This is a genomic window from Pedococcus sp. P2_E4, from assembly GCF_056403935.1.
The window spans coordinates 1-20,386 of record NZ_JBFUEO010000027.1 but is presented as its reverse complement, the minus strand read 5'-3'; the positions used below and the strand labels follow the sequence as shown (position 1 = coordinate 20,386).

Annotated in this window: 21 protein-coding genes and 1 tRNA gene; 9 read left to right on the top strand and 13 right to left on the bottom strand. The window is 71.2% G+C overall.

The window, feature by feature from the left end:
• Positions 1-199: 199 nt before the first annotated feature.
• From AC1DV7_RS12975 to AC1DV7_RS12960, 4 genes are all read left to right on the top strand, one after another.
• On the top strand, positions 200-1,069 hold the full coding sequence (locus AC1DV7_RS12975; RefSeq protein WP_477597548.1) for a DUF72 domain-containing protein: 870 nt from the start codon (positions 200-202) through the stop codon (positions 1,067-1,069).
• Positions 1,070-1,175: 106 nt separating this feature from the next.
• Positions 1,176-2,045 carry a hypothetical protein gene (locus AC1DV7_RS12970; protein WP_477597547.1) on the top strand — a complete coding sequence of 290 codons (870 nt, stop codon included), beginning with the start codon at positions 1,176-1,178 and terminating at the stop codon, positions 2,043-2,045.
• Complete coding sequence (locus AC1DV7_RS12965) at positions 2,042-2,458, top strand: phage holin family protein (RefSeq protein WP_477597546.1); 417 nt, start codon at positions 2,042-2,044, stop codon at positions 2,456-2,458. Before AC1DV7_RS12970 ends, AC1DV7_RS12965 begins: the two co-directional genes overlap by 4 nt.
• Complete coding sequence (locus tag AC1DV7_RS12960) at positions 2,455-3,033, top strand: DUF3618 domain-containing protein (RefSeq protein ID WP_477597545.1); 579 nt, start codon at positions 2,455-2,457, stop codon at positions 3,031-3,033. Before AC1DV7_RS12965 ends, AC1DV7_RS12960 begins: the two co-directional genes overlap by 4 nt.
• A gap of 76 nt (positions 3,034-3,109) precedes the next feature.
• On the opposite strand, the gene AC1DV7_RS12955 is transcribed toward AC1DV7_RS12960, so the two are convergent.
• From AC1DV7_RS12955 to AC1DV7_RS12940, 4 genes are all read right to left on the bottom strand, one after another.
• Positions 3,110-3,748 (bottom strand): lysoplasmalogenase, encoded by a 639-nt coding sequence (locus tag AC1DV7_RS12955; protein WP_477597544.1) that lies wholly within the window; start codon positions 3,746-3,748, stop codon positions 3,110-3,112.
• A 20-nt stretch (positions 3,749-3,768) separates the two neighbouring features.
• On the bottom strand, positions 3,769-4,239 hold the full coding sequence (locus AC1DV7_RS12950; RefSeq protein ID WP_477597543.1) for a DUF4396 domain-containing protein: 471 nt from the start codon (positions 4,237-4,239) through the stop codon (positions 3,769-3,771).
• Between the two features lie 103 nt (positions 4,240-4,342).
• Complete coding sequence (locus AC1DV7_RS12945; protein WP_477597542.1) at positions 4,343-4,984, bottom strand: FMN-binding negative transcriptional regulator; 642 nt, start codon at positions 4,982-4,984, stop codon at positions 4,343-4,345.
• Between the two features lie 5 nt (positions 4,985-4,989).
• Positions 4,990-5,922, bottom strand: a complete 933-nt coding sequence (locus AC1DV7_RS12940) for a DMT family transporter (RefSeq protein ID WP_477597541.1) — start codon at positions 5,920-5,922, stop codon at positions 4,990-4,992.
• Between AC1DV7_RS12940 and AC1DV7_RS12935 the strand changes: the two genes are divergently transcribed.
• The gene (locus AC1DV7_RS12935; protein WP_477597540.1) at positions 5,921-7,345 is read left to right on the top strand and encodes an aminotransferase-like domain-containing protein; all 1,425 of its coding nucleotides are present in this window, start codon (positions 5,921-5,923) and stop codon (positions 7,343-7,345) included. The two genes, AC1DV7_RS12940 and AC1DV7_RS12935, sit on opposite strands and share 2 nt — an antisense overlap.
• Positions 7,346-7,461: 116 nt before the next feature.
• Positions 7,462-8,481 (top strand): anti-sigma factor RsbA family regulatory protein, encoded by a 1,020-nt coding sequence (locus AC1DV7_RS12930; protein ID WP_477597539.1) that lies wholly within the window; start codon positions 7,462-7,464, stop codon positions 8,479-8,481.
• 115 nt (positions 8,482-8,596) lie between these two features.
• Here the strand turns inward: AC1DV7_RS12930 and AC1DV7_RS12925 are convergent, their stop codons facing one another.
• From AC1DV7_RS12925 to AC1DV7_RS12900, 6 genes are all read right to left on the bottom strand, one after another.
• Positions 8,597-9,061 (bottom strand): hypothetical protein, encoded by a 465-nt coding sequence (locus AC1DV7_RS12925; RefSeq protein ID WP_477597538.1) that lies wholly within the window; start codon positions 9,059-9,061, stop codon positions 8,597-8,599.
• Between the two features lie 188 nt (positions 9,062-9,249).
• Positions 9,250-9,322, bottom strand: a tRNA-Ala gene (locus AC1DV7_RS12920).
• Between the two features lie 100 nt (positions 9,323-9,422).
• Positions 9,423-10,067: a histidine phosphatase family protein gene (locus AC1DV7_RS12915; protein WP_477597537.1), complete on the bottom strand. Its 645-nt coding sequence runs from the start codon at positions 10,065-10,067 to the stop codon at positions 9,423-9,425.
• Positions 10,064-10,438: a ribosome silencing factor gene (rsfS, locus tag AC1DV7_RS12910; RefSeq protein ID WP_477597536.1), complete on the bottom strand. Its 375-nt coding sequence runs from the start codon at positions 10,436-10,438 to the stop codon at positions 10,064-10,066. Before rsfS ends, AC1DV7_RS12915 begins: the two co-directional genes overlap by 4 nt.
• A gap of 7 nt (positions 10,439-10,445) precedes the next feature.
• Positions 10,446-11,051 (bottom strand): nicotinate-nucleotide adenylyltransferase, encoded by a 606-nt coding sequence (gene nadD, locus AC1DV7_RS12905; protein ID WP_477597535.1) that lies wholly within the window; start codon positions 11,049-11,051, stop codon positions 10,446-10,448.
• 2 nt (positions 11,052-11,053) lie between these two features.
• Positions 11,054-11,260 (bottom strand): hypothetical protein, encoded by a 207-nt coding sequence (locus AC1DV7_RS12900; RefSeq protein ID WP_477597534.1) that lies wholly within the window; start codon positions 11,258-11,260, stop codon positions 11,054-11,056.
• 761 nt (positions 11,261-12,021) lie between these two features.
• On the opposite strand from AC1DV7_RS12900, the gene AC1DV7_RS12895 reads away from it, so the two are divergent.
• Entirely contained in the window at positions 12,022-13,002 is a 981-nt protein-coding gene (locus AC1DV7_RS12895) for a glycosyltransferase family 2 protein (RefSeq protein ID WP_477597533.1), read from the top strand.
• Here the strand turns inward: AC1DV7_RS12895 and AC1DV7_RS12890 are convergent.
• Together AC1DV7_RS12890 and AC1DV7_RS12885 are read right to left on the bottom strand one after the other, a co-directional pair.
• Positions 12,956-13,651, bottom strand: coding sequence for a class I SAM-dependent methyltransferase (locus tag AC1DV7_RS12890; RefSeq protein WP_477597532.1), 696 nt, complete (start codon positions 13,649-13,651; stop codon positions 12,956-12,958). The two genes, AC1DV7_RS12895 and AC1DV7_RS12890, sit on opposite strands and share 47 nt — an antisense overlap.
• A 66-nt stretch (positions 13,652-13,717) precedes the next feature.
• Complete coding sequence (locus tag AC1DV7_RS12885; RefSeq protein ID WP_477597531.1) at positions 13,718-14,998, bottom strand: glutamate-5-semialdehyde dehydrogenase; 1,281 nt, start codon at positions 14,996-14,998, stop codon at positions 13,718-13,720.
• An 80-nt stretch (positions 14,999-15,078) separates the two neighbouring features.
• Here AC1DV7_RS12885 and pdxY point away from each other — a divergent pair, with 80 nt between their 5' ends.
• Together pdxY and AC1DV7_RS12875 are read left to right on the top strand one after the other, a co-directional pair.
• A complete protein-coding gene (pdxY, locus tag AC1DV7_RS12880) occupies positions 15,079-15,930 on the top strand; it encodes a pyridoxal kinase PdxY (RefSeq protein WP_477597530.1) in 852 nt (283 codons plus the stop codon).
• Positions 15,931-16,051: 121 nt separating this feature from the next.
• The gene (locus tag AC1DV7_RS12875) at positions 16,052-19,777 is read left to right on the top strand and encodes an ExeM/NucH family extracellular endonuclease (protein WP_477597529.1); all 3,726 of its coding nucleotides are present in this window, start codon (positions 16,052-16,054) and stop codon (positions 19,775-19,777) included.
• A gap of 97 nt (positions 19,778-19,874) precedes the next feature.
• Here the strand turns inward: AC1DV7_RS12875 and AC1DV7_RS12870 are convergent.
• Positions 19,875-20,386, bottom strand: a 512-nt coding sequence (locus tag AC1DV7_RS12870) for a PUA domain-containing protein (protein ID WP_477597528.1), incomplete at its 5' end; no start/stop codon positions are given.

Here is a 20,386-nt window from a genome sequence, read left to right as displayed (position 1 = left end):
TCGCCGTCGCCGCTCTCGGGTGTTCGGTGTGGCTGCGTGCTACCCGGTCGGTCACGGCGCAAAACGAGCCCCGTCGTCGGGTGGCCGCTCGGTCACCCCGGAGGCTGGTCCCGTGTGGTCCGTTTCCAGCCCGGAGGCCACGGGTAGGTGCTGGGGTAGGGCGTCGTGCGAGTGCACCGCCCCGACCTCGAGGAGGAGCGTGACCACTCCCACCGTCCCGACCGGCGATGCGGGCGGGGACGTCCGCGTGGGGACCTCGGGGTGGCGGTACCCGTCGTGGCGCGGTGACTTCTATCCCGTCGGGCTGCGCCAGCGGGACGAGCTCGCCTACCTGGCACGCGAGCTCGGCGGCGTCGAGCTCAACGGCTCCTTCTACTCGCTCCAGCGCCCGAGCAGCTACGCGTCGTGGGCGGAGCAGGTGCCTGACGACTTCCTCTTCGCGGTCAAGGGTGGGCGGTTCATCACGCACCTGCGGCGGCTCGCCGGGGTGGAGCCTGCGCTCGCCAACTTCTTCGCCTCCGGCGTCCTCGCCCTCGGGTCCAAGCTGGGTCCCGTCCTGTGGCAGCTGCCCGCCAACCTGCCGTTCGACGAGCAGCTGCTGAGCGCCTTCTTCGACCTGCTCCCGCGGACGACGAAGGCTGCAGGTGAGCTCGCGGAGCACCACGACGAAAAGCTGCCCGAAGGACGCACGCTGACGACCCCGCTCGTCGAGGCGGACGTCCGCCACGCGCTCGAACCCCGACATGACAGCTTCGGCTCGCCGCAGGCTCGAGCCCTGCTGGAGCGCCACGGGATCGCCATGGTGGTGTCGGACAGCGCCGGCACGTGGCCACAGTTCGACGTGGTCACGTCCGACCTGGTCTACGTCCGCCTCCACGGCGACACCGAGCTCTACCGCAGCGGCTACTCGCAGGCTGCGCTCGAGCACTGGGCGCGTCGGGTCGCAGGTTGGGCGGCCGAGGGGCTGGACGTGCACGTCTACTTCGACAACGACGCCCACGGACATGCGCCGCACGACGCCCGGGCGTTGCTCAGGCTCCTGCGTCCGGATACCGACCAGATGCGATAAATGCGACGTTTTGACGTTTGCGCAGGTCAGGACCGGGCAACCACCTGACATAGGCGGTCGCACAGACCGCCCGTCCAGCACTCGTTGACAGAACAGGAATGGACACATGAGCGACATCTACGGAACGACCAGCACACCCGAGGACACCACCCGCGAGCTCGGCACGCTGGATGCCTCCTCCGCGGCGGGCACCGACAGCTACGGGACTGACAGTCACGGCACCGACAGCCCCGTCGGCGGCGCCGCCACCAGCACCGGCGACACGAAGCAGGTCGCCAAGGACGAGGCCCGCGCCACCGGCCAGCAGGCCAAGGAAGGCGCCAAGCACGTCGCCGAGGTCGGCAAGGACGAGGCCAAGAACGTGGTCCAGGAGACGGGCCAGCAGGCCAAGGAGCTGTGGCAGCAGACCCGCAGCCAGCTGCTCGACCAGAGCGCGCAGCAGCAGACCCGGGTGGCCGACGGTCTGCGGTCGCTGAGCCAGGAGCTCTCGGGCATGGCCCGCAACAGCGAGCAGCAGGGCGTCGCCAGCGACCTCGCGCAGCAGGCCTCGCAGCGCATGGGTGACGTGGCGGGCTGGCTGGACCAGCGCGACCCGGGCTCCCTCGTCTCCGAGGTCAAGCAGTTCGCACGCCAGCGTCCCGGCGCCTTCCTCGCCGCCGCGGCCGTCATCGGGCTGGTCGGCGGCCGGCTGAGCCGTGGGCTCGTGGCTGACCACCAGGACCAGGCAGCCGCGGACGAGAGCGCGCAGGCCGCGGCCTACGCGGGCACCCACACCGGCGCCTCCACCGGCAGCTACACCGGCTCCACCGGCGGCTCCACCGGTACCACCACGGGCTCCACCGGCGGCTACACCGGTACCACCACCGGCTCCACCGGAACCTCCACCGGCGGCTACACCGGAACCTCCACCGGCTCCACCGGAGCCTCGACCAGCGGCCAGTCGGCCACCGCCGACCCGGACGCCTTCCCCGCATGAGCCAGGAACCACGGCTCGACGAGCAGCCGCGGTCGCTGAGCAACGTCGGCGAGCTCTTCGCCGACATCAGCCGTGACCTGTCGACCCTGATCCGTCAGGAGACCGAGCTGGCCAAGGCCGAGCTGCGCGAGTCGGCCACCAGGGCAGGCAAGGGCGCCGGCATGTTCGGTGGGGCCGGTGTCGCGGGCCACTTCGTGTTGCTCTTCCTCTCGATCACCCTCTGGTGGGGCCTCGGCAACGAGATCGGACGCGCTTGGTCGGCGCTCGTGGTGGCAGCCGTCTGGGCCGTCATCGCAGCCGTCCTGGCCAGCATCGGCCGACGAGAGATGAAGCAGGTCAAGGGAATGCCACAGACGAAGCAGACCGCCCGGGAGATCCCGGACGCGCTCAAGGGAAACGAGGACCAGCGATGACGAACAACCCGGACCAGATCCGTCGTGAGATCGAGGACACTCGAGGCCGGCTGAGCAGCGACGTCAACGCGCTCACCGAGACGGTCAGCCCGTCCAACGTCGCCCGCCGACAGGTCGACAAGGTCGCCGACGCGGCATCGTCGGTCAAGGACCGCGTGATGGGCACCGCCGAGGACCTGCGCAGCAGCGGGTCCGATGCGGCCTCCACCGTCGGACAGGCGCCCGGTGCGGCGGCAGACAAGGCTCGCAGCAAGACGCAGGGCAACCCCCTCGCCGCGGGCCTGATCGCCCTCGGCGCTGGCTGGCTCGTCGGCTCGATGCTTCCCGCGAGCGAGAAGGAGAAGCAGGCAGCGAGCACCCTGAAGGACAAGGCGCAACCGCTGGTCGACGAGGCCAAGTCCGTGGCGCAGGACACGGCCCAGGAGCTCAAGGAGCCCGCGAAGCAGGCGGCCCAGAGCATCAAGGAGACCGCGACCGACGCCAAGGACACCGTGGTCCAGGAGAGCCAGAGCACCGCCGAGGACGTCAAGTCCCAGGCGCAGGACTCCACCGACGCGGTCCGCGCCACCCAGTAGGGCCGCGGGCCACGACCCGGCGAGGGGKGGGGGCWGGTGCCCCACCCCWCGCCGCCTGCTGGGGGGTCCACAGAGGTCAGGCCTGGAGCAGCCCGACCACGAGGAGAACCTGCGCCACGTGGTAGGTCACCATCACCGCGAGGGACCCGAACCGTCGCGGGCGCACGAAGCGGTCCAGCGCCAGGATCGCGTCGCTCACCATGAAGACGGTCGCGCCGAGCGCGACCAACGGCCTCCCCGTCGCCCACGCGGCGACGACCATGGCCCCGATCACCCCGACGTATGCCGTGACCGCACCGGCCAGGGGCGGCCCACCTTCGCGCGCGGCGGCGGGGACGACGCGGCGACCCACGACCGCGGCCAGGGCGGCCACGAGGACCAGGCCGACCAGCGCAAGGTCGCCGCGCGGCATACCGGCGTGGATGAAGGCGACGACGAACGCGAGGTGTGCCAGCAGGAAGCTCCCGAGGCCCAGGACGAAACGTCTCTCGCTGTCGGACAGCAGGGCCACGTCGCCGGTCAGGCTCAGGACCAGGGCTGCGAGGAGCCAGCGGCCAGTGGCCGAGTCGGCAGCACCCATGAGCACAGCGGCGACCAGGAGCGCGATGAGCACGAGGGGCTTGAAGGCCCACTCGCGACGGCGGCCACCGACGGCGACGGCCCACCAGTCGAGCGGGGCGGCGACAGCGACGGCAGCCCAGGCGAGGTCAGGCACGCGCTCAGGGTGGCAGATGCTCAGCCGTGGTGGGCGTGCACGACGGCGTGACCCCGGCCACGGCCGATCAGCCAGCGGTTGACGGGCACGGTCAGGACGAAGGCGATGGCGAGCGAGACCGCCAGGGCACCCCAGAAGAGGATGCTGGTCACACCGGACTCCATGGCGCCCGGGATGACGAGCATCAGGACGTTGTCGACGACCTCCATGACGGTGATGGAGACCGTGTCCGCCGCGAGGGCGACGCCGAGGGCCGCCACCAGGGAGAGTCCGGAACGCAGCACCGAGCGCATCGTCAGCGCATAGCCGAAAACGAAGGCCAGGGCGATGGACAGCAGCACGGTGGCCAGGTTGTGCCACCCGAGGGCGGTGCCGACGACCATGCCGAGCACCTCACCGATGGCGCAGCCGGTGAGGCAGTGCAGCGTCGCCAGGACGGCTTGCTGCCAGGAGGACGGCATCGTCGCGTGGTGGGGAGCTGTGGTGTCCATAGCACCTGCAACCATACCCCCCCTGGGTATATTCCCGCTCCACCGCGCGCTGCGCCGCCACGGCGGCTGTCGGTCCGGGTTCGTGTGCGGGTTTCTGTGCGGGTCAGCCCGCGTCGGTCTGGTCCAGCAGCTGCGACTCCATCTGCTGCGCCACTTCCGCGGCCTCCCGGGTGCCCTCAGCGGCCAGGCCCTCGACGACGCCCTCACGGTCCCGCTCCGACCGGTTCTGGCTGAGCTTGACCTTGCCCTCGACGCCCTCGACCGTGATCTCGAGACCGATGATCGCCCGAAGCTGCCCGGCGATGTAGCGCTCCGGCGCGTCGGTGCTGTGCCAGGGGTCCGGGCGGTGCGCCTCGTGCCGCTGGACGAGGCTGTCGACCGCCGCACGCAGCCACTCGGCGTCCTGGCGCACGTGGACGCGCCCGGTCAGGTACACGGCCGAGTAGTTCCAGGTCGGCACGACCCGTCCGTGTTCGGCCTTGCTCGCGTACCAGGTCGGTGAGACGTACGCCTGGGGTCCGGTGACCACCAGCAGGACCGGGTCACCCTGCTCGATCTGGGTCCAGTGCGGGTTGGCCCGGGCCATGTGGGCGACGACCCGGTCGCCCTCCCACAGGACCGGCAGCAGGGTGGCCAGCGGGACGCCGTCACGACCCACGGTGACCAGCTGCGCAGCCGCGACCGAGGCCACCAGGTCACGCGCCTCGGTGTCGTCCCGCATGGCGTTGAAGTGGGGCACGTACATGGCAGTCAGTCTGCCTTGGCCAGACGTACCCGCACCGCGGCGCCCGTGCACAGCACCACGGCCAGGCCGCCGCCCACGGTGGCGATTGAAAGGCGCTCCCCCAGCATCAGGCCGGCCCAGCACAAGGAGAGCACCGGCTGGACGAGCTGCACCTGGCTGACCTGTGCCATCGGTCCGATGGCCAATCCGCGATACCACGCGAAGAAACCCAGGTACATGCTCATCACCCCGAGGTAGGCAAAGGCCGCCCACTGCACCGGGGTCGCCGACGGGGGCCGATGGATCGCGGATGTCGCCACGAGACCGACCATGAGCGGAGCGCAGAGGACCAGCGCCCACGACACCGTCTGCCACGCCCCGAGCTCGCGGGCCAGGAGTCCTCCCTCGGCATAGCCGACCGCAGCCGCCAGGACCGCGGCGAAGAGCAACAGGTCCGCACCGTGGAGGCGCCCCCACCCACCGCCTTGGACCGAGGCGAAGCCGAGGGCCGCCACGGCGCCCAGCCCAGCGACGACCCAGAAGGCGGTCGGCGGTCGCTCGTGACCCCGCAGGACGGCCATCATCGCGGTGGCTGCCGGGAGGAGCGCGATGACGACCGCGGCATGGCTGGCAGGCGTCGTGGTCAGTGCGTACGAGGTCAGGAGCGGGAAGCCGACGACCACGCCAGCACCCACCACCGCCAGCCGCGCCCACTGCCCCGCCCGAGGGCGAGCGGCTCGGGTGAGCGCCAGGGCCAGCCCCGCGAGGACGGCCGCGACGACGGCTCGGGCCGAGCCGATGAACAGCGGCGAGAGACCTTCCACGGCCACCCGGGTGAACGGCACCGTGAAGGAAAAGGCGACCACCCCGGCCAGGCCCCACCACAGCCCGTGCGCGCGCGACACGGCTGCCGATACCACTGGGCCGCTCGTGAGAGTAGCGCTATCGTGATGACTCATGAACAACGATAGCAGTTCACGGATTGCTGCGGAACTGCGCGCGTGGATCGCCACGGCTCCCCCCGGTGCCCGCCTGCCATCCACCCGGGCACTCGTCGCGCACCACCAGGCAAGCCCTCTGACGGTGCAGAACGCCCTGCGCGACCTGCGCGCCGAGGGTCTCATCGACAGCCAGCCGGGGATCGGGACCTTCGTGCGAACGGTTCGCTCGCCCCGGCCCTCCGACTACTCGTGGCAGACCACAGCCCTGCGCGCACCGCATACCGGGTCTTCGTCGCTCCCGACCGCCTTGCGAAGCGCACCGAACGACGTCATCGCCCTGCACTCCGGGTACCCCGACCGCGAGCTCCTCCCCGAACGGCTGGTCCGCTCTGCCCTGACCCGGGCGGCTCGCAGCGAGAGCGCCCTCTCGAGGTCACCCGTCGCGGGACTGCCCGAGCTCCAGTCGTGGTTCGCCCGCGAGCTCGGGGTCGCCTGCCCTGACGGCGTCACCCCGCCCACTGCCAGCGACGTGGTCGTGCTGCCCGGCAGCCAGAGCGGTCTGTCGACGCTGTTCAGGGCGCTGGTGGCGCCAGGGCAGCCGCTGCTCATGGAGTCCCCGTCGTACTGGGGCGCCATCACAGCCGCGGCCCAGTCAGGGTTGCGCGTCGTCCCCGTGCCCGTGGGCGTCGACGGTCCCGACCCGGAGGACCTCCACCGTGCCTTCGACGAGAGCGGCGCGCGCGTCTACTACGCGCAACCCACGTACGCGAACCCGACGGGCGCGCAGTGGTCGACCGAGCGGGCGGCCCAGGTCCTCGACGTGGTGCGGGCCCACGGCGCCTTTCTCATCGAGGACGACTGGGCACACGACTTCGGCATCAGCACCACCCCGCGTCCCGTCGCGACCGGAGACGATGCCGGTCATGTCGTCTATCTCCGCTCCCTCACCAAGAGCGTCTCGCCCGCCCTGCGGGTCGCCGCGGTGATCGTCCGAGGCCCGGCGCGCGAGCGCATCGTGGCCGACCGCGGTGCCGACTCGATGTACGTCAGCGGCGTCCTGCAGGCCGCCGCCCTGGACGTCGTCACCCAGCCGGCGTGGCAGACGCACCTGCGACGAGTCCGCGAGCAGCTGCGGGACCGGCGCGACCTGCTCGTCGCCGCGCTCGCGGAGCATGCACCGCACGCGCACGTGGACGCCCTGCCCGCCGGTGGCCTCAACCTGTGGGCACGGCTGCCCGACGGGACCGATGTCCCGAGCCTGGCCCAGGACTGCGAGCGCGCGGGGCTGCTGGTCGCCGGGGGCAGGGAGTGGTTCCCGGCGGAGCCGACGGGGCCCTTCCTGCGGCTCAACTACTCAGGGCCCAACCCTGCGGCCTTTCCCGACGGTGCCCGCATCCTCGGCGAGGCGATGGAGCGGGTCACGTCCCACCCACCACGCTGACCGTCACTTCGAGGCACTCGAACGGGGTCGGACCAGACGATTCAGGCGTAGCCTCGACCCAGGATGTTCGGCACGCCGGTTCGCCGCATCGAGGCGGTGAACCCCTCCCGGAGGGAGTGCCCACGTTAGACGAGGGAGCCGATGGTGGCCCCGCCTCACCGGCGGACCCGAGCTCTCTCGATGACTCCCGTGCTGGTGCCCTGCGCCGCACGCATGATGGGTTCCGGCACGAGGCGTTCTTCTGGGCCGGCGACGAGCAGTTCCTCGCCGGGACCGTCCCGTTCATCCGGGAAGGAATCGCCGCGGGGCAACCGGTCATGGTCGCGGTCACGCCGGCCCGCCTTGGCGTGCTGCGCGAGGCGTTGGATGGCGAGGCGGCCGGGGTCGCGTTCGTGGACATGGCTCAGCTGGGCTCGAACCCTGCACGGATCATTCCGGCGTGGCGGCTCTTCACCGACGAGCACCCGGGGCAGCCGATCCGCGGCATCGGCGAGCCGATCTGGCACGGCCGCCGGCTGGCCGAGCTCGCCGAGTGCCAGATGCACGAGGCCCTGCTCAACATGGCCGTCCACGCGGACACTCCGCTGTGGCTGATGTGTCCCTACGACACCGGGACGCTCCCAGACGACGTCGTCGCGGAGGCGCACCGGTCCCATCCCGTGGTCGTCGACGTCGAGACCCACCGTGGCAGCACCACATACGGCGGAGCGCACCACCTGGGCAAGATGTTCAAGACGGAGCTGCCGCGGGTCGAGGTCCAGGTGGTGGTCTCCCACCGCGCATTCGGGGCGGACGACTACACCGCGGTGCGCGCCGACGTCACTGCGCACGCCGCGTCCGTGGGCCTGTCCACCGAGCGCACCGCCGACCTCGCCCTAGGGGTGCACGAGGTTGCCGTGAACAGCGTGCGGCACGGTCGCGGGGCCAGTGAGCTGCGCATCTGGGTGGAGCACCACGCGCTGGTCTGCGAGGTGCGTGGAGCCGGCCGCATCACCGACCCCATGATCGGACGCCGCCCACCGTCGCCAGGCGACGACCACGGGCGTGGGTTGTGGATGGCCAACCAGCTGTGCGACCTGGTCCAGGTCCGGTCCGGCAAGGCCGGCACCACGGTGCGCATCCACACCTGGCTGTAGCAGAGCACCGACGTCACTGTGGGCCGACTGCCCCCGAAGGCATTGGGCCGAGCCTCCGAAGGGACTGGGCCTAATGCCCCCGAAGGGACGCTCGGGGGCAGGGGCCGTGGTGAGGTCAGTGGCAGTGGAAGAACTCGCGGACCGTGCCGTCGGGGCGCTGGTTGAAGTGCTCGACGTTCTGGTTGGAGAAGGTCGAACCGTCGGAGCCCGTTCCGCGCACGCTGAAGGTGAACGTCCCGTTCACCGTCGACCCGTTCGCGTTGAAGCCACCCCAGACGGTGAACGTGCCGGTGTAGCTCGGCAGGGTCGGGTCGTTCAGGGGTACTGCCGTGAAGGTGCCGGTCCCCGTGAACGTCTCGTGGACCCGGCCGTCCGGGAAGGCGGTCTGGTGCTCGATGGCGTTGGAGGTCGTGGTGATCGTGTACAGCGGGCCACCGCCTTCGCACGAAGGGACGACGTCCACGAAGGTCTCGACGAGGCCCTTGACGGTGTTGGTGGTGTTTGTAGGTGCCGCGTACGCGGGACCTGCGAGGAGGACGAGGAATCCCGTGAGTAGAACAAGCGAAAGTCGCCGCAGCATGATGGCCTCCCAGGTGGTAGCTGCACCCCCCTGCGTATCGCAGTCTTCGCCGCCCGGACCGCGCAGTTCAATAGCCCCTTCTGACCATCTCCGCCGGTCGCGGCGCCCGGCGGACGAATCCCCCCATGCACATCCTTCAAAAGCAAGAAGGACCAGGCGACCTGCGTGCCTGGTCCTTCTTCGGTTTGTGGAGCTGAGGGGATTCGAACCCCTGACCCCTTCCATGCCATGGAAGTGCGCTACCAACTGCGCCACAGCCCCGGGATCTCCCGAGTGGGATGCCCCCCGAAGGGGACTGCGGAAGTTTACCCAGTGACCCACCCGTTTCACCAAATCGGGTGCTGGGCCCAGGGGCCGGCCGTCAGGCGGAGACGTTCCAGGTCTTGATGCGCCACCCCGAGGAGCCCTCGACGACCTCGGCCCAGTGGCAGTTCGAGAGCCCGGCCAGCCGCAGCCAGGCGTCCTGCTGGTCCATCCCGATGAGCTCGGCGACGAGGGTGCGGCCGGTGACGCCGTGGGTCGCGATCACCGTGCAGTCGCCGGGTGCCATGTCGGCGAGGAGCGCGTCGAGGGCCGCCCGGACCCGGTCGGCGACCTCGGCCACCGACTCGCCCGTGCCACCCCGGCGGAAGTCCTCGCCCCTCAGCAGCAGGTCCTGCTCCTCGGGGTACTGCTCGCGCACCTGCGCCCCGGACAGCCCGGCCCACTCCCCCACGTGGATCTCGCGCCACCGCTCGTCCAGCTCGATCGGGAGCCCGCAGACGTCGGCGACCTCCTGACCCGTCTGCGCGGCTCGGCTCAGGTCGGACGCCACGACGCGCGTGGGGCGCAGCTCGGCGATCGCCGCGGCCGCGGCCTTGGCCTGCTGGTGACCCAGCTCCGAGAGCTGGCTGTCGAGCTGCCCCTGCCACAGGCCGGCGGCGTTGTGGTCGGTCTGGCCGTGCCGCAGGACCAGCAGCCGTCGCGGCGAGCCGCCGTCGGCCACCGACCGAGCTGCCTCGGTCATGCCTCGCGGCGCTTGGGCACGCCCAGGTCGATCTCGGGGCAGTCCTTCCAGAGCCGCTCGAGCTCGTAGAACTCGCGCTCCTCGTCGTGCTGCACGTGGACGACGATGTCGCCGTAGTCGAGCAGGACCCATCGGCCGTCGCGCTCACCCTCTCGGCGGACCGGCTTGGCGCCCTTGTCGCGGAGCTGGTCCTCGACCTCCTCGACGATGGCACCGACCTGGCGGTCGGTGCTCGCGGAGACGATGACGAACACGTCGGTGATGGCGAGCTGCTCGCTGACGTCGATGCCGGCGACGGTCGTCGCGAGCTTGTCGTCGGCAGCCTTGGCGGCCGTCTTGGCCAGTTCCAGGGAACGTTCGGTGGCGGGCACTGCTCTCCTACTCGGCCGCTGCAGCGGCGGGGGACCCCGCGGCATACAGGCGGTATTTGTTGATGTACTGGACCACGCCGTCAGGGACGAGGTACCAGACGGGTTCGCCCCGCTCGACGCGGGCACGACAGTCGGTGGAGCTGATCGCCATGGCGGGGACCTCCTGCAGGGTCACCCGGTCGGCCGGCAGGCCCGACTCGGACAGGACGTAGCCGGGCCGGGTCACCCCGACGAAGTGGGCCAGGTCGAACAGCTCGTCGGCGTCCTTCCACGACAGGATCTGCGCCAGGGCGTCGGCACCCGTGATGAAGAACAGCTCCGCGCCGGGGCGTTCGGCTGACAGGTCACGCAGCGTGTCGATCGTGTAGGTCGGCCCGGGCCGGTCGATGTCGACCCGGCTCACGGTGAACCGGGGGTTGGACGCCGTCGCGACCACCGTCATGAGGTAGCGGTGCTCGGCGGTGCTGACCTCGCGGGTGTCCTTCTGCCACGGCTGCCCGGTCGGGACGAAGACGACCTCGTCGAGCCCGAACCGGGTCTGGACCTCGGAGGCGGCCACGAGGTGACCGTGGTGGATCGGGTCGAACGTCCCGCCCATCACTCCGAGCCGCATGGTCAGTGGTGGCTGCCCTGGTGGTCGGTCCCGTGCCCGTGGGCGCCGCCGCTCGCGACCTTGGCGGCGACCCCGCGGAAGAACCACAGCACACCGAGCAGGGCCAGGAAGCTCGCCATCGCGAGCGCCCCGAAGGCCAGCGGCGACATGGGCAGCTCGCGGAGGTGCTCTTCGGTGGAGGCGAAAACGTGCGACAGCGACGACGACATGGGGCACAGCGTACCTGCTCGCTGTCCACGGATGTTGTGCACAGGGCTGGGGACAAACCCCCTGTCGAGCACCGCACGGTGTGGACAAGGGTGTGGGAAACCCGTGGACGAAAAAAGTTTGCCGAAACCCATTGCGGGGCAACGAATCGGGGCACTAGAAATCTCTCACGCGCTCCGGACGGAGGGTCGGAACGGGGAGACCCGGGATGACCTGAAGGGCGGAGCACAGGTCAGCCGGATAACGGTGGACCGCCTCGGACGGGTTCGCTCGCGAGAGGTCCCCGACCTTCGGGTCAGGGTTCGCGGGCGACGCCGCGGAGGTACTCCGAGACCGCTGACCAGATCGCATCGACCTGGGTGGGCCGGCTTGCCGACGCACATGGGGAGCCACCGTCGCAGTGGACGTCGTTGTCACCGGTTCGCCGGGGACGCGGGGCGATTGAACGGGCGCAGGGTCGCCGACCGGTTCGCCGGACGGGGGCACTGCACCAGCGCGGGACGCGAGTCCTGCGCAGTGGGACTCCGGTCCCACACCGTGACACCTCGGTGTCACACCCGTGAGGCCAGGAACGCTTCGGCGAACCGAACCCCACACGTGGGACTCCGGTCCCACACCGTGACACCTCGGTGTCACGGTCGCAGGGCGGAAGTCCTGCACCCGAGGACCCCTCGTACTCATACTGCGAGGGGTCCTCACCTTTGTGGCCGAGCGCCGGGCGCGCGGCATCTGCCCCGCCCCTCCCCCACGTACCCTTGGTGCCATGACCCCCGAGCTGAGCATCGTCATCCCCGTGTACAACGAGGAAGACGTCCTGCCCCTGCTGGCGCAGCGGCTGCGCCCGGTGGCGCAGGCCCTCGACACGTCATACGAGGTCGTCACGGTCGACGACGGGAGCACCGACCAGTCCCCCGTCGTCCTGCAGCGCCTGCTGCGCGAGTGGCCGCAGCTGCGCATCGTCCGGCTGCGTGCCAACGCCGGCCACCAGGCGGCGATCTCGGCAGGGCTGGCTGCCGCCCGCGGGGACTACGTGGTCACCCTCGACGCCGACCTGCAGGATCCCCCCGAGGTCATCACCGAGATGCTGGCGCAGGCCAGGTTGCACGGGGTCGACGTCGTCTACGGCGTGCGGTCCGACCGCTCCACCGACTCGGCGTTCAAGCGCCTGAGTGCCCGCGCGTTCTACCGGGTGATCCGCACCCTGTCGGGCACGCACGCCCAGGTCGACGCCGGCGACTACCGGCTGATGTCGCGGGCGACGGTCAACGCCATCAACGCGTTGCCCGAGCACCACCGGGTGCTGCGCTTCGTCGTGCCCGCGCTGGGCTTCCCGTCGACGACGGTGACCTACCGGCGCGAGGAGCGTGCCGCCGGCACGTCGAAGTACCCGCTCGCGAAGATGGTCAAGCTGTCGCTCGACAGCGTCACCGGGTTCTCCACGGCGCCGTTGCGGGCCGCCACGTGGCTCGGGCTGCTGGGCGGTGTGGCTGCGCTGGGCCTGCTGCTCTGGGCGCTCATCGGGATGGCGAGGGGCACCACCCTGCCCGGCTGGACCTCGACCGTCGTGGCCGTGGCCGGGGTGGGCGCGGTGCAGCTGCTCTGCCTCGGCATCCTGGGTGAGTACGTCGGCCGGATGTACGCCCACCTGCAGGCGCGCCCGGCCTACTTCGTCGCCTACGACTCGCTGACCGGTCCGGTCACGTCCTCGGACGCGCCGCTACCAGCAGAGTCACACCGGGCATAGCCTTCACCGGCAGGTAGCGCTCGGCGGTGATGATCGCCCGCAGGCCGAAGTTGACGACCGGGTGGAGGTCCTCGAGGTCCGAGCCGCTCGAGGAGCGGCGGCGCATCGCGACCACAGGGCGGAGCAGGACGTTCCACGAGTCCATCGACTCGAGCTCGAAGCCGCCACGCTCCAGCACGTCGCGCAGCGTCACCCGCGTGTAGCGGCGGACGTGGTCGACCGCGACGTCGTGCTCGGACCACAGCCGCGGGTCGGCCGGCACGGCCACGAGGAAGAGGCCGTCGGGCCGCAGCGACCGGTGCACCTCGGCGACCGCGGCGTCGTGGTCGACGATGTGCTCGAGCACGTCGAACGCCACCACGAGGTCGAGGCTGTGGTCGTCCACGGGCAACGCCGTGGCGTCGCCGCGCACGACGGCCAGTCCGCGCTCGGCCGCGACCTGCGCGCCGTCGGCGCCGTACTCCAGTGCGGTGACGGACCAGCCCGCGGCCTTGAGGACCCGCGTGTTGCCACCGCCTGCAGCGCCGATGTCCATCGCCCGGCCGGGGGCAAGGCCCTTGATCGCCCGCCCCAGCAGGTGTCGCCGTTCGCGATACCACCAGTGCGCGTCCTCGAGGGCCGCGAGCTTGCGGACTTCAGTGCCTTCCACGGGCGCTCATCCTGCCAGTCAGGGGCCGTGACGGCCCAATCCTCGACCGTATGGCGCCGGGCGGCCTCAGCTGCGGACCTGCCCGTCGCCCTCGACGATCCACTTGGTCGTGGTCAGCTCGGGCAGCGCCATGGGGCCGCGCGCGTGCAGCTTCTGGGTCGAGATGCCGATCTCGGCCCCGAAGCCGAACTCGCCGCCGTCCGTGAACCGCGTCGACGCGTTGACCATCACCGCGGCAGCGTCGACCTCGCTGGTGAACCGGCAAGCGGCCGCCCGGTCCTCGGTGACGATGGCCTCGGTGTGACCGGTGCCGTGCTCGGCGATGTGCTCCATGGCGGTCTCGAGGTCGGGCACGACGCGGACGCTCATCTCGAGCGCGAGGTACTCGGTGTCCCAGTCCTCGTCGGTCGCATCCAGGTGGGGCACCCCGGCCCGCTCCGCCTGCGCGCCCGAGGACTCGTCGGTGTGGAGGACGACCCCTGCGCCGGACAGCTCTGCCAGCACCTTGGGCAGGAAGTCCGCCGCGACGGCCTCGTGGACCAGCAGCGACTCCGCGGCGTTGCACACGCTGGGCCGGTGGGTCTTGGCGTTGACCGCGATCGCGAGCGCCTTGTCGAGGTCGGCAGCGGCGTCGACGTAGACGTGGCAGTTGCCCACCCCCGTCTCGATGACCGGCACCGTGGACTCGGTGACGACGGTCTGGATCAGCCCGGCACCACCGCGGGGGATGATGAGGTCGACGAGGCCACGCGCCGTGAGGAGGGCCCGGACGGAGTCCCGGCCACCCTCGAGCAGCGACACCGACTCGGCAGGCAGACCCTGTGCGACCAGCGCCGCCCGCATCACCCGGACCAGCGCGCCGTTCGTGGACTCGGCTGCGGAGCCACCCCGCAGGATCACGGCGTTGCCCGACTTGAGCCCGAGGCCGGCGGCGTCGACCGTCACGTTCGGCCGCGCCTCGTAGACCATGCCCACCACGCCCATCGGCACCCGCACCTGGCGGATCTGCAGGCCGTTCGCGAGCGTGGATCCGCGCACGACCTCGCCCACGGGATCGGGCAGCGCGGCGACGTCGCGCAGGGCCTGGGCCACCGAGCCCACCCGCGCGGAGTCGAGAGCCAACCGGTCGAGCAGGCCCTGCGGCATACCGCCGGCCCTGCCCCGCTCCAGGTCCTCGGCGTTGGCCCGCACGATCTCGTCGGTCGCCGCGACGAGCGCGTCGGCCACCGCGAGCAGCGCGGCGTCCTTGTCGGCGCGCGACAGCAGCGCCAGCCTGCGGGATGCGACGCGGGCGGCGCGCGCGACGGTCGCCACCTGCTCGACCGCGAGGGGATCGATCTCAACCATGGCTCAAGGGTATGCCGCCCGATGCCGTCCCGGACGACGTCGTCCGGTAGGCGGCCCCGGCCGCTGGTTGAATGGGGCGGGTGAGCATCCTGTCGATCCAGTCCTCGGTCGCCTACGGCCACGTCGGCAACAGCGCCGCCGTCTTCCCCCTCCAGCGGCTGGGGGTGGAGGTCTGGCCGGTCCACACGGTGCACTTCTCCAACCACACGGGGTATGGCGAGTGGCGCGGGCCGTTGCTGCCGGCCGACGACGTCCGTGCGGTGATCCGGGGGGTCGAGGAGCGGGGCGCGTTCCCCGGCGTCGACGCCGTGCTGTCCGGCTACCAGGGCGGCGAGGACATCGGCGACGTGATCCTCGACGCCGTCGCACGGGTCAAGGCCGCGAACCCCTCGGCGATCTACGCCTGCGACCCCGTCATGGGCAACGCGCGGAGCGGCTGCTTCGTCCACCCGGCCATCCCGGTGCTGCTGCGGGAGCGCGTCGTGCCCGCGGCCGACCTGATCACCCCGAACCAGTTCGAGCTCGGCTTCCTCACCGACACGCAGCCACGGACCATCGAGGAGACGCTCGCGTCAGCCGACGCCGCGCGCGCGATGGGCCCGAGCACCGTGCTGGTGACCAGCGTCGAGCGCCCTGACGCCCCCGCCGACACGATCGAGATGCTCGTGGTCCACGCGGACGGTGCCTGGGTCGTGCAGACCCCACGCCTGCCCATGAAGGCCAACGGGTCGGGAGACGTCACGGCGGCCCTGTTCACGGCCCACCTGCTGGAGTCCAAGGACCCTGCGGTGTCGCTGGGCCGCACCGCGAGCAGCGTCTTCGACCTGCTGAAGACCACCCACGAGTCCGGCGAGCGGGAGCTCCAGCTGGTCCAGGCACAGGAGTCGATCGCCCACCCGAGACCGCAGTTCGAGGTGCGCCAGCTCCGCTGAACCGTCGATTCGGCGCGCAAAGCCGGAGTTCCCGAAAAATTTGCAAACTGAGTACAGACTTTGGCGGCCCGAGGGTGCACCCTTGGACGATTCCGCCGACTTTCAGTGCTCAGGAGACCCCATGATCCACCCGCGATCCGTCCGGCGCGCCCTTGGCGCAGGCACGGCATGTGCCCTCATCACCACCGGACTGGTCGCCGTGGCGACCCCCGCCAGCGCCACCGGGAGTGTGGCGCTGGCGGGGCTCGACACGGCATACACGCAGAACTTCGACACCCTCCTCGCCAGTGGCGCCGGGGCCGAGGCAACGGACACCCCGGCCGGCTGGACGTTCGTCGAGTCGGGCACGGCCGCGAACGCGTCGTACACCGCCGGGACCGGGTCGGCGACGGCCGGTGACACCTACAGCTTCGGCAGCGCAGGCTCCAGCGAGCGCGCCTTCGGCAGCCTCAACAGCGGCAGCAACTCCCCCACCGTGGGTGCGCTCTTCACCAACGGCACGGGTGGCACGATCACCTCCCTCGACGTCGCGTTCGCCAGCGAGCAGTGGCGGCTCGGCGGCGCGACGACCCCCCGCACCGACAAGCTCGCGTTCGCCGTGAGCACGGACGCGACCAGCCTGACGACGGGCAACTGGACGTCCCTCACCTCCCTCGATGCGTTCTCTCGCGTCACGAGTGGCGGCGCTGCAGCACTCGACGGGAACGCCGCAGCGAACAAGGCGGCCGTGACCGGCAGCATCGGTGACCTGTCCGTGCCCGCCGGCGGAACCATCGCCCTGCGCTGGAGCACGACCGACGTCTCCGGGTCCGACGACGGGCTCGCCATCGACGACGTGTCGATCACCCCCCACGGCATCCCCGGCGGCACGCCCACCAACCCCTCGGGCTCCGGTGCCGCCGACCCGTCGTCGGTCATCCAGGGCGGGACGACGACCCTGACCGTCGACACGACTCCCGGCACCAACCCGGACAGCACCGGCCTCGCCGTGAGCGCAGACCTGTCGGGCATCGGTGGCTCCGCCTCGACCACCCTGCTGGACGACGGCGTCGCACCGGACGCGACGGCCGGAGACGGTGTGTTCTCGGTCTCCGCCACGGTCGACGCGGCCACCTCGGCGGGTGCCAAGAACCTGCCCTTCACCGTCACGGACGGGCAGGCCCGGTCCGGCTCCGGCACGATCGCCCTCACCGTCACGCCGCTCGCGCCGTGCGCGGCAGCGGACCAGACCATCGGCTCGGTCCAGACCGACGGGCTGACCGGCACCACCGGCCAGGTGACCGTCCAGGGCGTCGTGGTCGGTGACTACGAGGGCCAGACCCCGGCCCTTCGCGGCTTCTACCTGCAGGACGCCGGCGACGGTGACGCAGCGACGTCCGACGCGATCTTCGTCTTCGAGGGCGACAACGGGAACCGCGTCTCGGTCGGCGACGTCGTGCAGGTGACGGGCGGCGCGACCGAGAACCAGGGCCAGACCCAGATCAGCTCGACGACCGGCGTGGCCCCGTGTGGCACGACCGGCACCGTCTCCCCCACCGAGGTCACCCTGCCGGTCGCCACGCCGGACTCGCTCGAGCGCTACGAGGGAATGCTCGTCGCCTTCCCGCAGGCGCTCTCGGTCACCGAGCACTTCCAGATCGGCCGCTTCGGCCAGGTCACCCTCGCGGCCGGCGGACGGCTCCAGCAGCCGACCAACGTCGTGGCGCCCGGCGCCCCGGCACTCGCGCTCCAGGCAGAGAACAACCTGCGCAAGATCATCCTCGACGACGCCAACCAGGCGCAGAACGCCGACCCGATCGTGTTCGGACGCGGTGGACAGCCCCTGTCGGCCAGCAACACCCTGCGCGGCGGGGACACGGTCACCGGCCTCCACGGCGTGCTCACCTACACCTGGGGTGGCAACGTCGCGAGCCCGAACGCCTACCGCGTCCGGCCGCTCGGCTCGCTGGGCGGGAGCGCGCCTGACTTCCAGCCGACCAACGCACGGCCGAGCTCGCCTCCGGCCGTCGGCGGATCGCTGCGGGTCGTCGGCATGAACCTGCTCAACTACTTCAACACCTTCGGCACGACCGCCTGCACCGGCGGCACCACCGGCCCGGTCATGGAGTGCCGCGGAGCGGGGAGCCAGGCAGAGTTCGACCGGCAGTGGCCCAAGACCGTGTCGGCCATCGAGGCCCTCGCGCCCGACGTCGTCGGCGTCAACGAGATCGAGAACGACGGCTACGGCCCGACGAGCGCCCTCGCGAACCTCGTCGACCACCTGAACGACAGGCTCGGCGCCGGCACCTACGCCTACGTCGACGTCGACGCCCGCACCGGCCAGGTCGACGCCCTCGGCGGCGACGCGATCAAGATCGGCGTGCTCTACAAGCCGGCCAAGGTCACCCCGGTGGGCACGACCGCGGTCCTCAACACCGCGGCCTTCGTCAACGGCGGCGACCCCTCCCCGCGCAACCGGGCGACGGTCGCGCAGGCCTTCCAGGAGAACGCGAGCGGCGAGCGGTTCATCATCAACGTGAACCACCTCAAGAGCAAGGGCAGCGCGTGCACAGCACCCGACGCGGGTGACGGGCAGGGCAACTGCAACCAGGTCCGCGTGAACGCGGTGCACGAGCTCACCCAGTGGCTGGCCGGCGACCCGACCGAGACGGGCGACAGCGACGTGCTGCTCGTCGGGGACTACAACTCGTACGCCATGGAGGACCCGATCAAGGCCCTCGAGGACGCGGGCTTCGTCCACCTCGTCAAGTCGCGGCTCGGTGAGGACGCCTACTCGTACGCGTTCGACGGGCAGTGGGGCTACCTCGACCACGCCCTCGCCTCCGCGTCGCTCGACGCGCAGGTGACCGGGGTCGCGGACTACCACATCAACTCCGACGAGCCGTCCGTGCTGGACTACAACACGGATTTCAAGACCCCGGCCCAGGTCGCGTCGTTGTACGCGCCGGACCAGTACCGGGTGTCGGACCACGACCCGGTGCTCATCGGGCTGGCCCTGGAGACCCCCAACCGCGCGCCCAGCGCCAAGGACGTCTCCGTCACGACTGCCGAGGACACGACGACGGCAGTCACCCTCGACGGGACCGACCCCGACGGTGACGACCTGACCTACTCGGTCACGTCGCAGCCGGCCCACGGGACGCTGAGCGGCACCGCTCCGAACCTGACCTACACCCCGGCAGGCGACTACAACGGTCCGGACAGCTTCACCTACACGGTCACTGACGGCGAGTTCACCTCGGCGCCGGCGACGGTCAGCATCACCGTCACGCCGGTCAACGACGCCCCGACGGTGGCCATCGTCGCCGCCGCCTGCGTCGGTGACGCCGCTGGCCAGCTCTCCGTGACGACGTCGGACGTCGAGGGTGCCAACCCGACGGTGACAGCGTCCTCGTCCAACACCACGCTGGTCCGGAACTCCGACGTGGTCGTGTCCGGCTCCGGGGCGACCCGGGCCGTCTCGGTCACCCCGGTCTCGGGGCGCAGCGGCGTCGCTGTCGTCACCCTGACCGCCGACGACGGGTCGGACAGCTCGACGACGACGTTCACGGTGAGGGTCGGCACCAACCAGGCCGACACCCTGACCGGTGGGCCGGGAGTCGACGTCATCATCGGCAACAACGGCGATGACACGCTGCGCGGCGCAGACGGCATCGACGCCCTCTGCGGCGGCAACGGCAACGACGCCCTGTTCGGCGACGGCGGCAACGACGCCCTCTCCGGCGGCGCTGGCGACGACCAGCTCACCGGCGGCACGGGCGCCGACCGCTTCGACGGTGGCAAGGGCCGCGACACCGCGACCGACGCCAACATCGCGACCGGAGACACCACGGTCAACATCCCGTGATGCCGACGCCGTGACGCACGGTGCAGCGGTCCCTCAGCCAGTGGCGAGGGACCGCTGCGCCGTTCCCGGCTCTGCTGTGCCGTTCCGGGGCGCTGGCTCAGAGCAGGGCGAGGTCGTCGCGGTGCACGACCTCGCGCTCGTACTCCGGCCCGAGCTCGTGCGCGAGGTCGCGGGTCGAGCGGCCCAGCATGCCCGGCAGCTCGGCCGAGGTGTAGTTGACCAGTCCCCGCGCCACGACGCGCCCATCGGGGGCACACAGGTCGACCGGGTCACCGTCGGCGAAGACGCCCTCGACCGCGGTGATGCCGGCCGGCAGGAGCGAGGTCCGGCGCTCGGTGACGGCCCGGACCGCTCCGGCGTCGAGCAGCAGCCGACCCATCGGCGTGGTGGCGTGAGCCAGCCACAGCTTGCGTGAGGTGCGGCGCGAGCCGGTCGGCACGAAGACCGTGCCCACGTCCTCGCCGGCGAGCGCCGAGGCGACCTGGGTCGCACTCGTCAGCACCGTCGTGATCCCGGCCGCGTTGGCGATCGACGCCGCCTCGACCTTGGTGACCATGCCACCGCTGCCGACGCTCGACCCCGTACCACCGATCGTGATCGCGTCCAGGC

Excerpts from the sequence above, each read along its gene's own strand:
- AC1DV7_RS12970 (WP_477597547.1), top strand. The coding sequence starts at position 1,176 with ATGAGCGACATCTACGGAACGACCAGCACACCCGAGGACACCACCCGC.
- AC1DV7_RS12965 (WP_477597546.1), top strand. The coding sequence starts at position 2,042 with ATGAGCCAGGAACCACGGCTCGACGAGCAGCCGCGGTCGCTGAGCAAC.
- AC1DV7_RS12960 (WP_477597545.1), top strand. The coding sequence starts at position 2,455 with ATGACGAACAACCCGGACCAGATCCGTCGTGAGATCGAGGACACTCGA.
- AC1DV7_RS12950 (WP_477597543.1), bottom strand. The coding sequence starts at position 4,239 with ATGGACACCACAGCTCCCCACCACGCGACGATGCCGTCCTCCTGGCAG.
- AC1DV7_RS12945 (WP_477597542.1), bottom strand. The coding sequence starts at position 4,984 with ATGTACGTGCCCCACTTCAACGCCATGCGGGACGACACCGAGGCGCGT.
- AC1DV7_RS12935 (WP_477597540.1), top strand. The coding sequence starts at position 5,921 with ATGAACAACGATAGCAGTTCACGGATTGCTGCGGAACTGCGCGCGTGG.
- AC1DV7_RS12940 (WP_477597541.1), bottom strand. The coding sequence starts at position 5,922 with ATGAGTCATCACGATAGCGCTACTCTCACGAGCGGCCCAGTGGTATCG.
- AC1DV7_RS12925 (WP_477597538.1), bottom strand. The coding sequence starts at position 9,061 with ATGCTGCGGCGACTTTCGCTTGTTCTACTCACGGGATTCCTCGTCCTC.
- AC1DV7_RS12915 (WP_477597537.1), bottom strand. The coding sequence starts at position 10,067 with ATGACCGAGGCAGCTCGGTCGGTGGCCGACGGCGGCTCGCCGCGACGG.
- nadD (WP_477597535.1), bottom strand. The coding sequence starts at position 11,051 with ATGCGGCTCGGAGTGATGGGCGGGACGTTCGACCCGATCCACCACGGT.
- AC1DV7_RS12900 (WP_477597534.1), bottom strand. The coding sequence starts at position 11,260 with ATGTCGTCGTCGCTGTCGCACGTTTTCGCCTCCACCGAAGAGCACCTC.
- AC1DV7_RS12895 (WP_477597533.1), top strand. The coding sequence starts at position 12,022 with ATGACCCCCGAGCTGAGCATCGTCATCCCCGTGTACAACGAGGAAGAC.
- AC1DV7_RS12885 (WP_477597531.1), bottom strand. The coding sequence starts at position 14,998 with ATGGTTGAGATCGATCCCCTCGCGGTCGAGCAGGTGGCGACCGTCGCG.
- AC1DV7_RS12875 (WP_477597529.1), top strand. The coding sequence starts at position 16,052 with ATGATCCACCCGCGATCCGTCCGGCGCGCCCTTGGCGCAGGCACGGCA.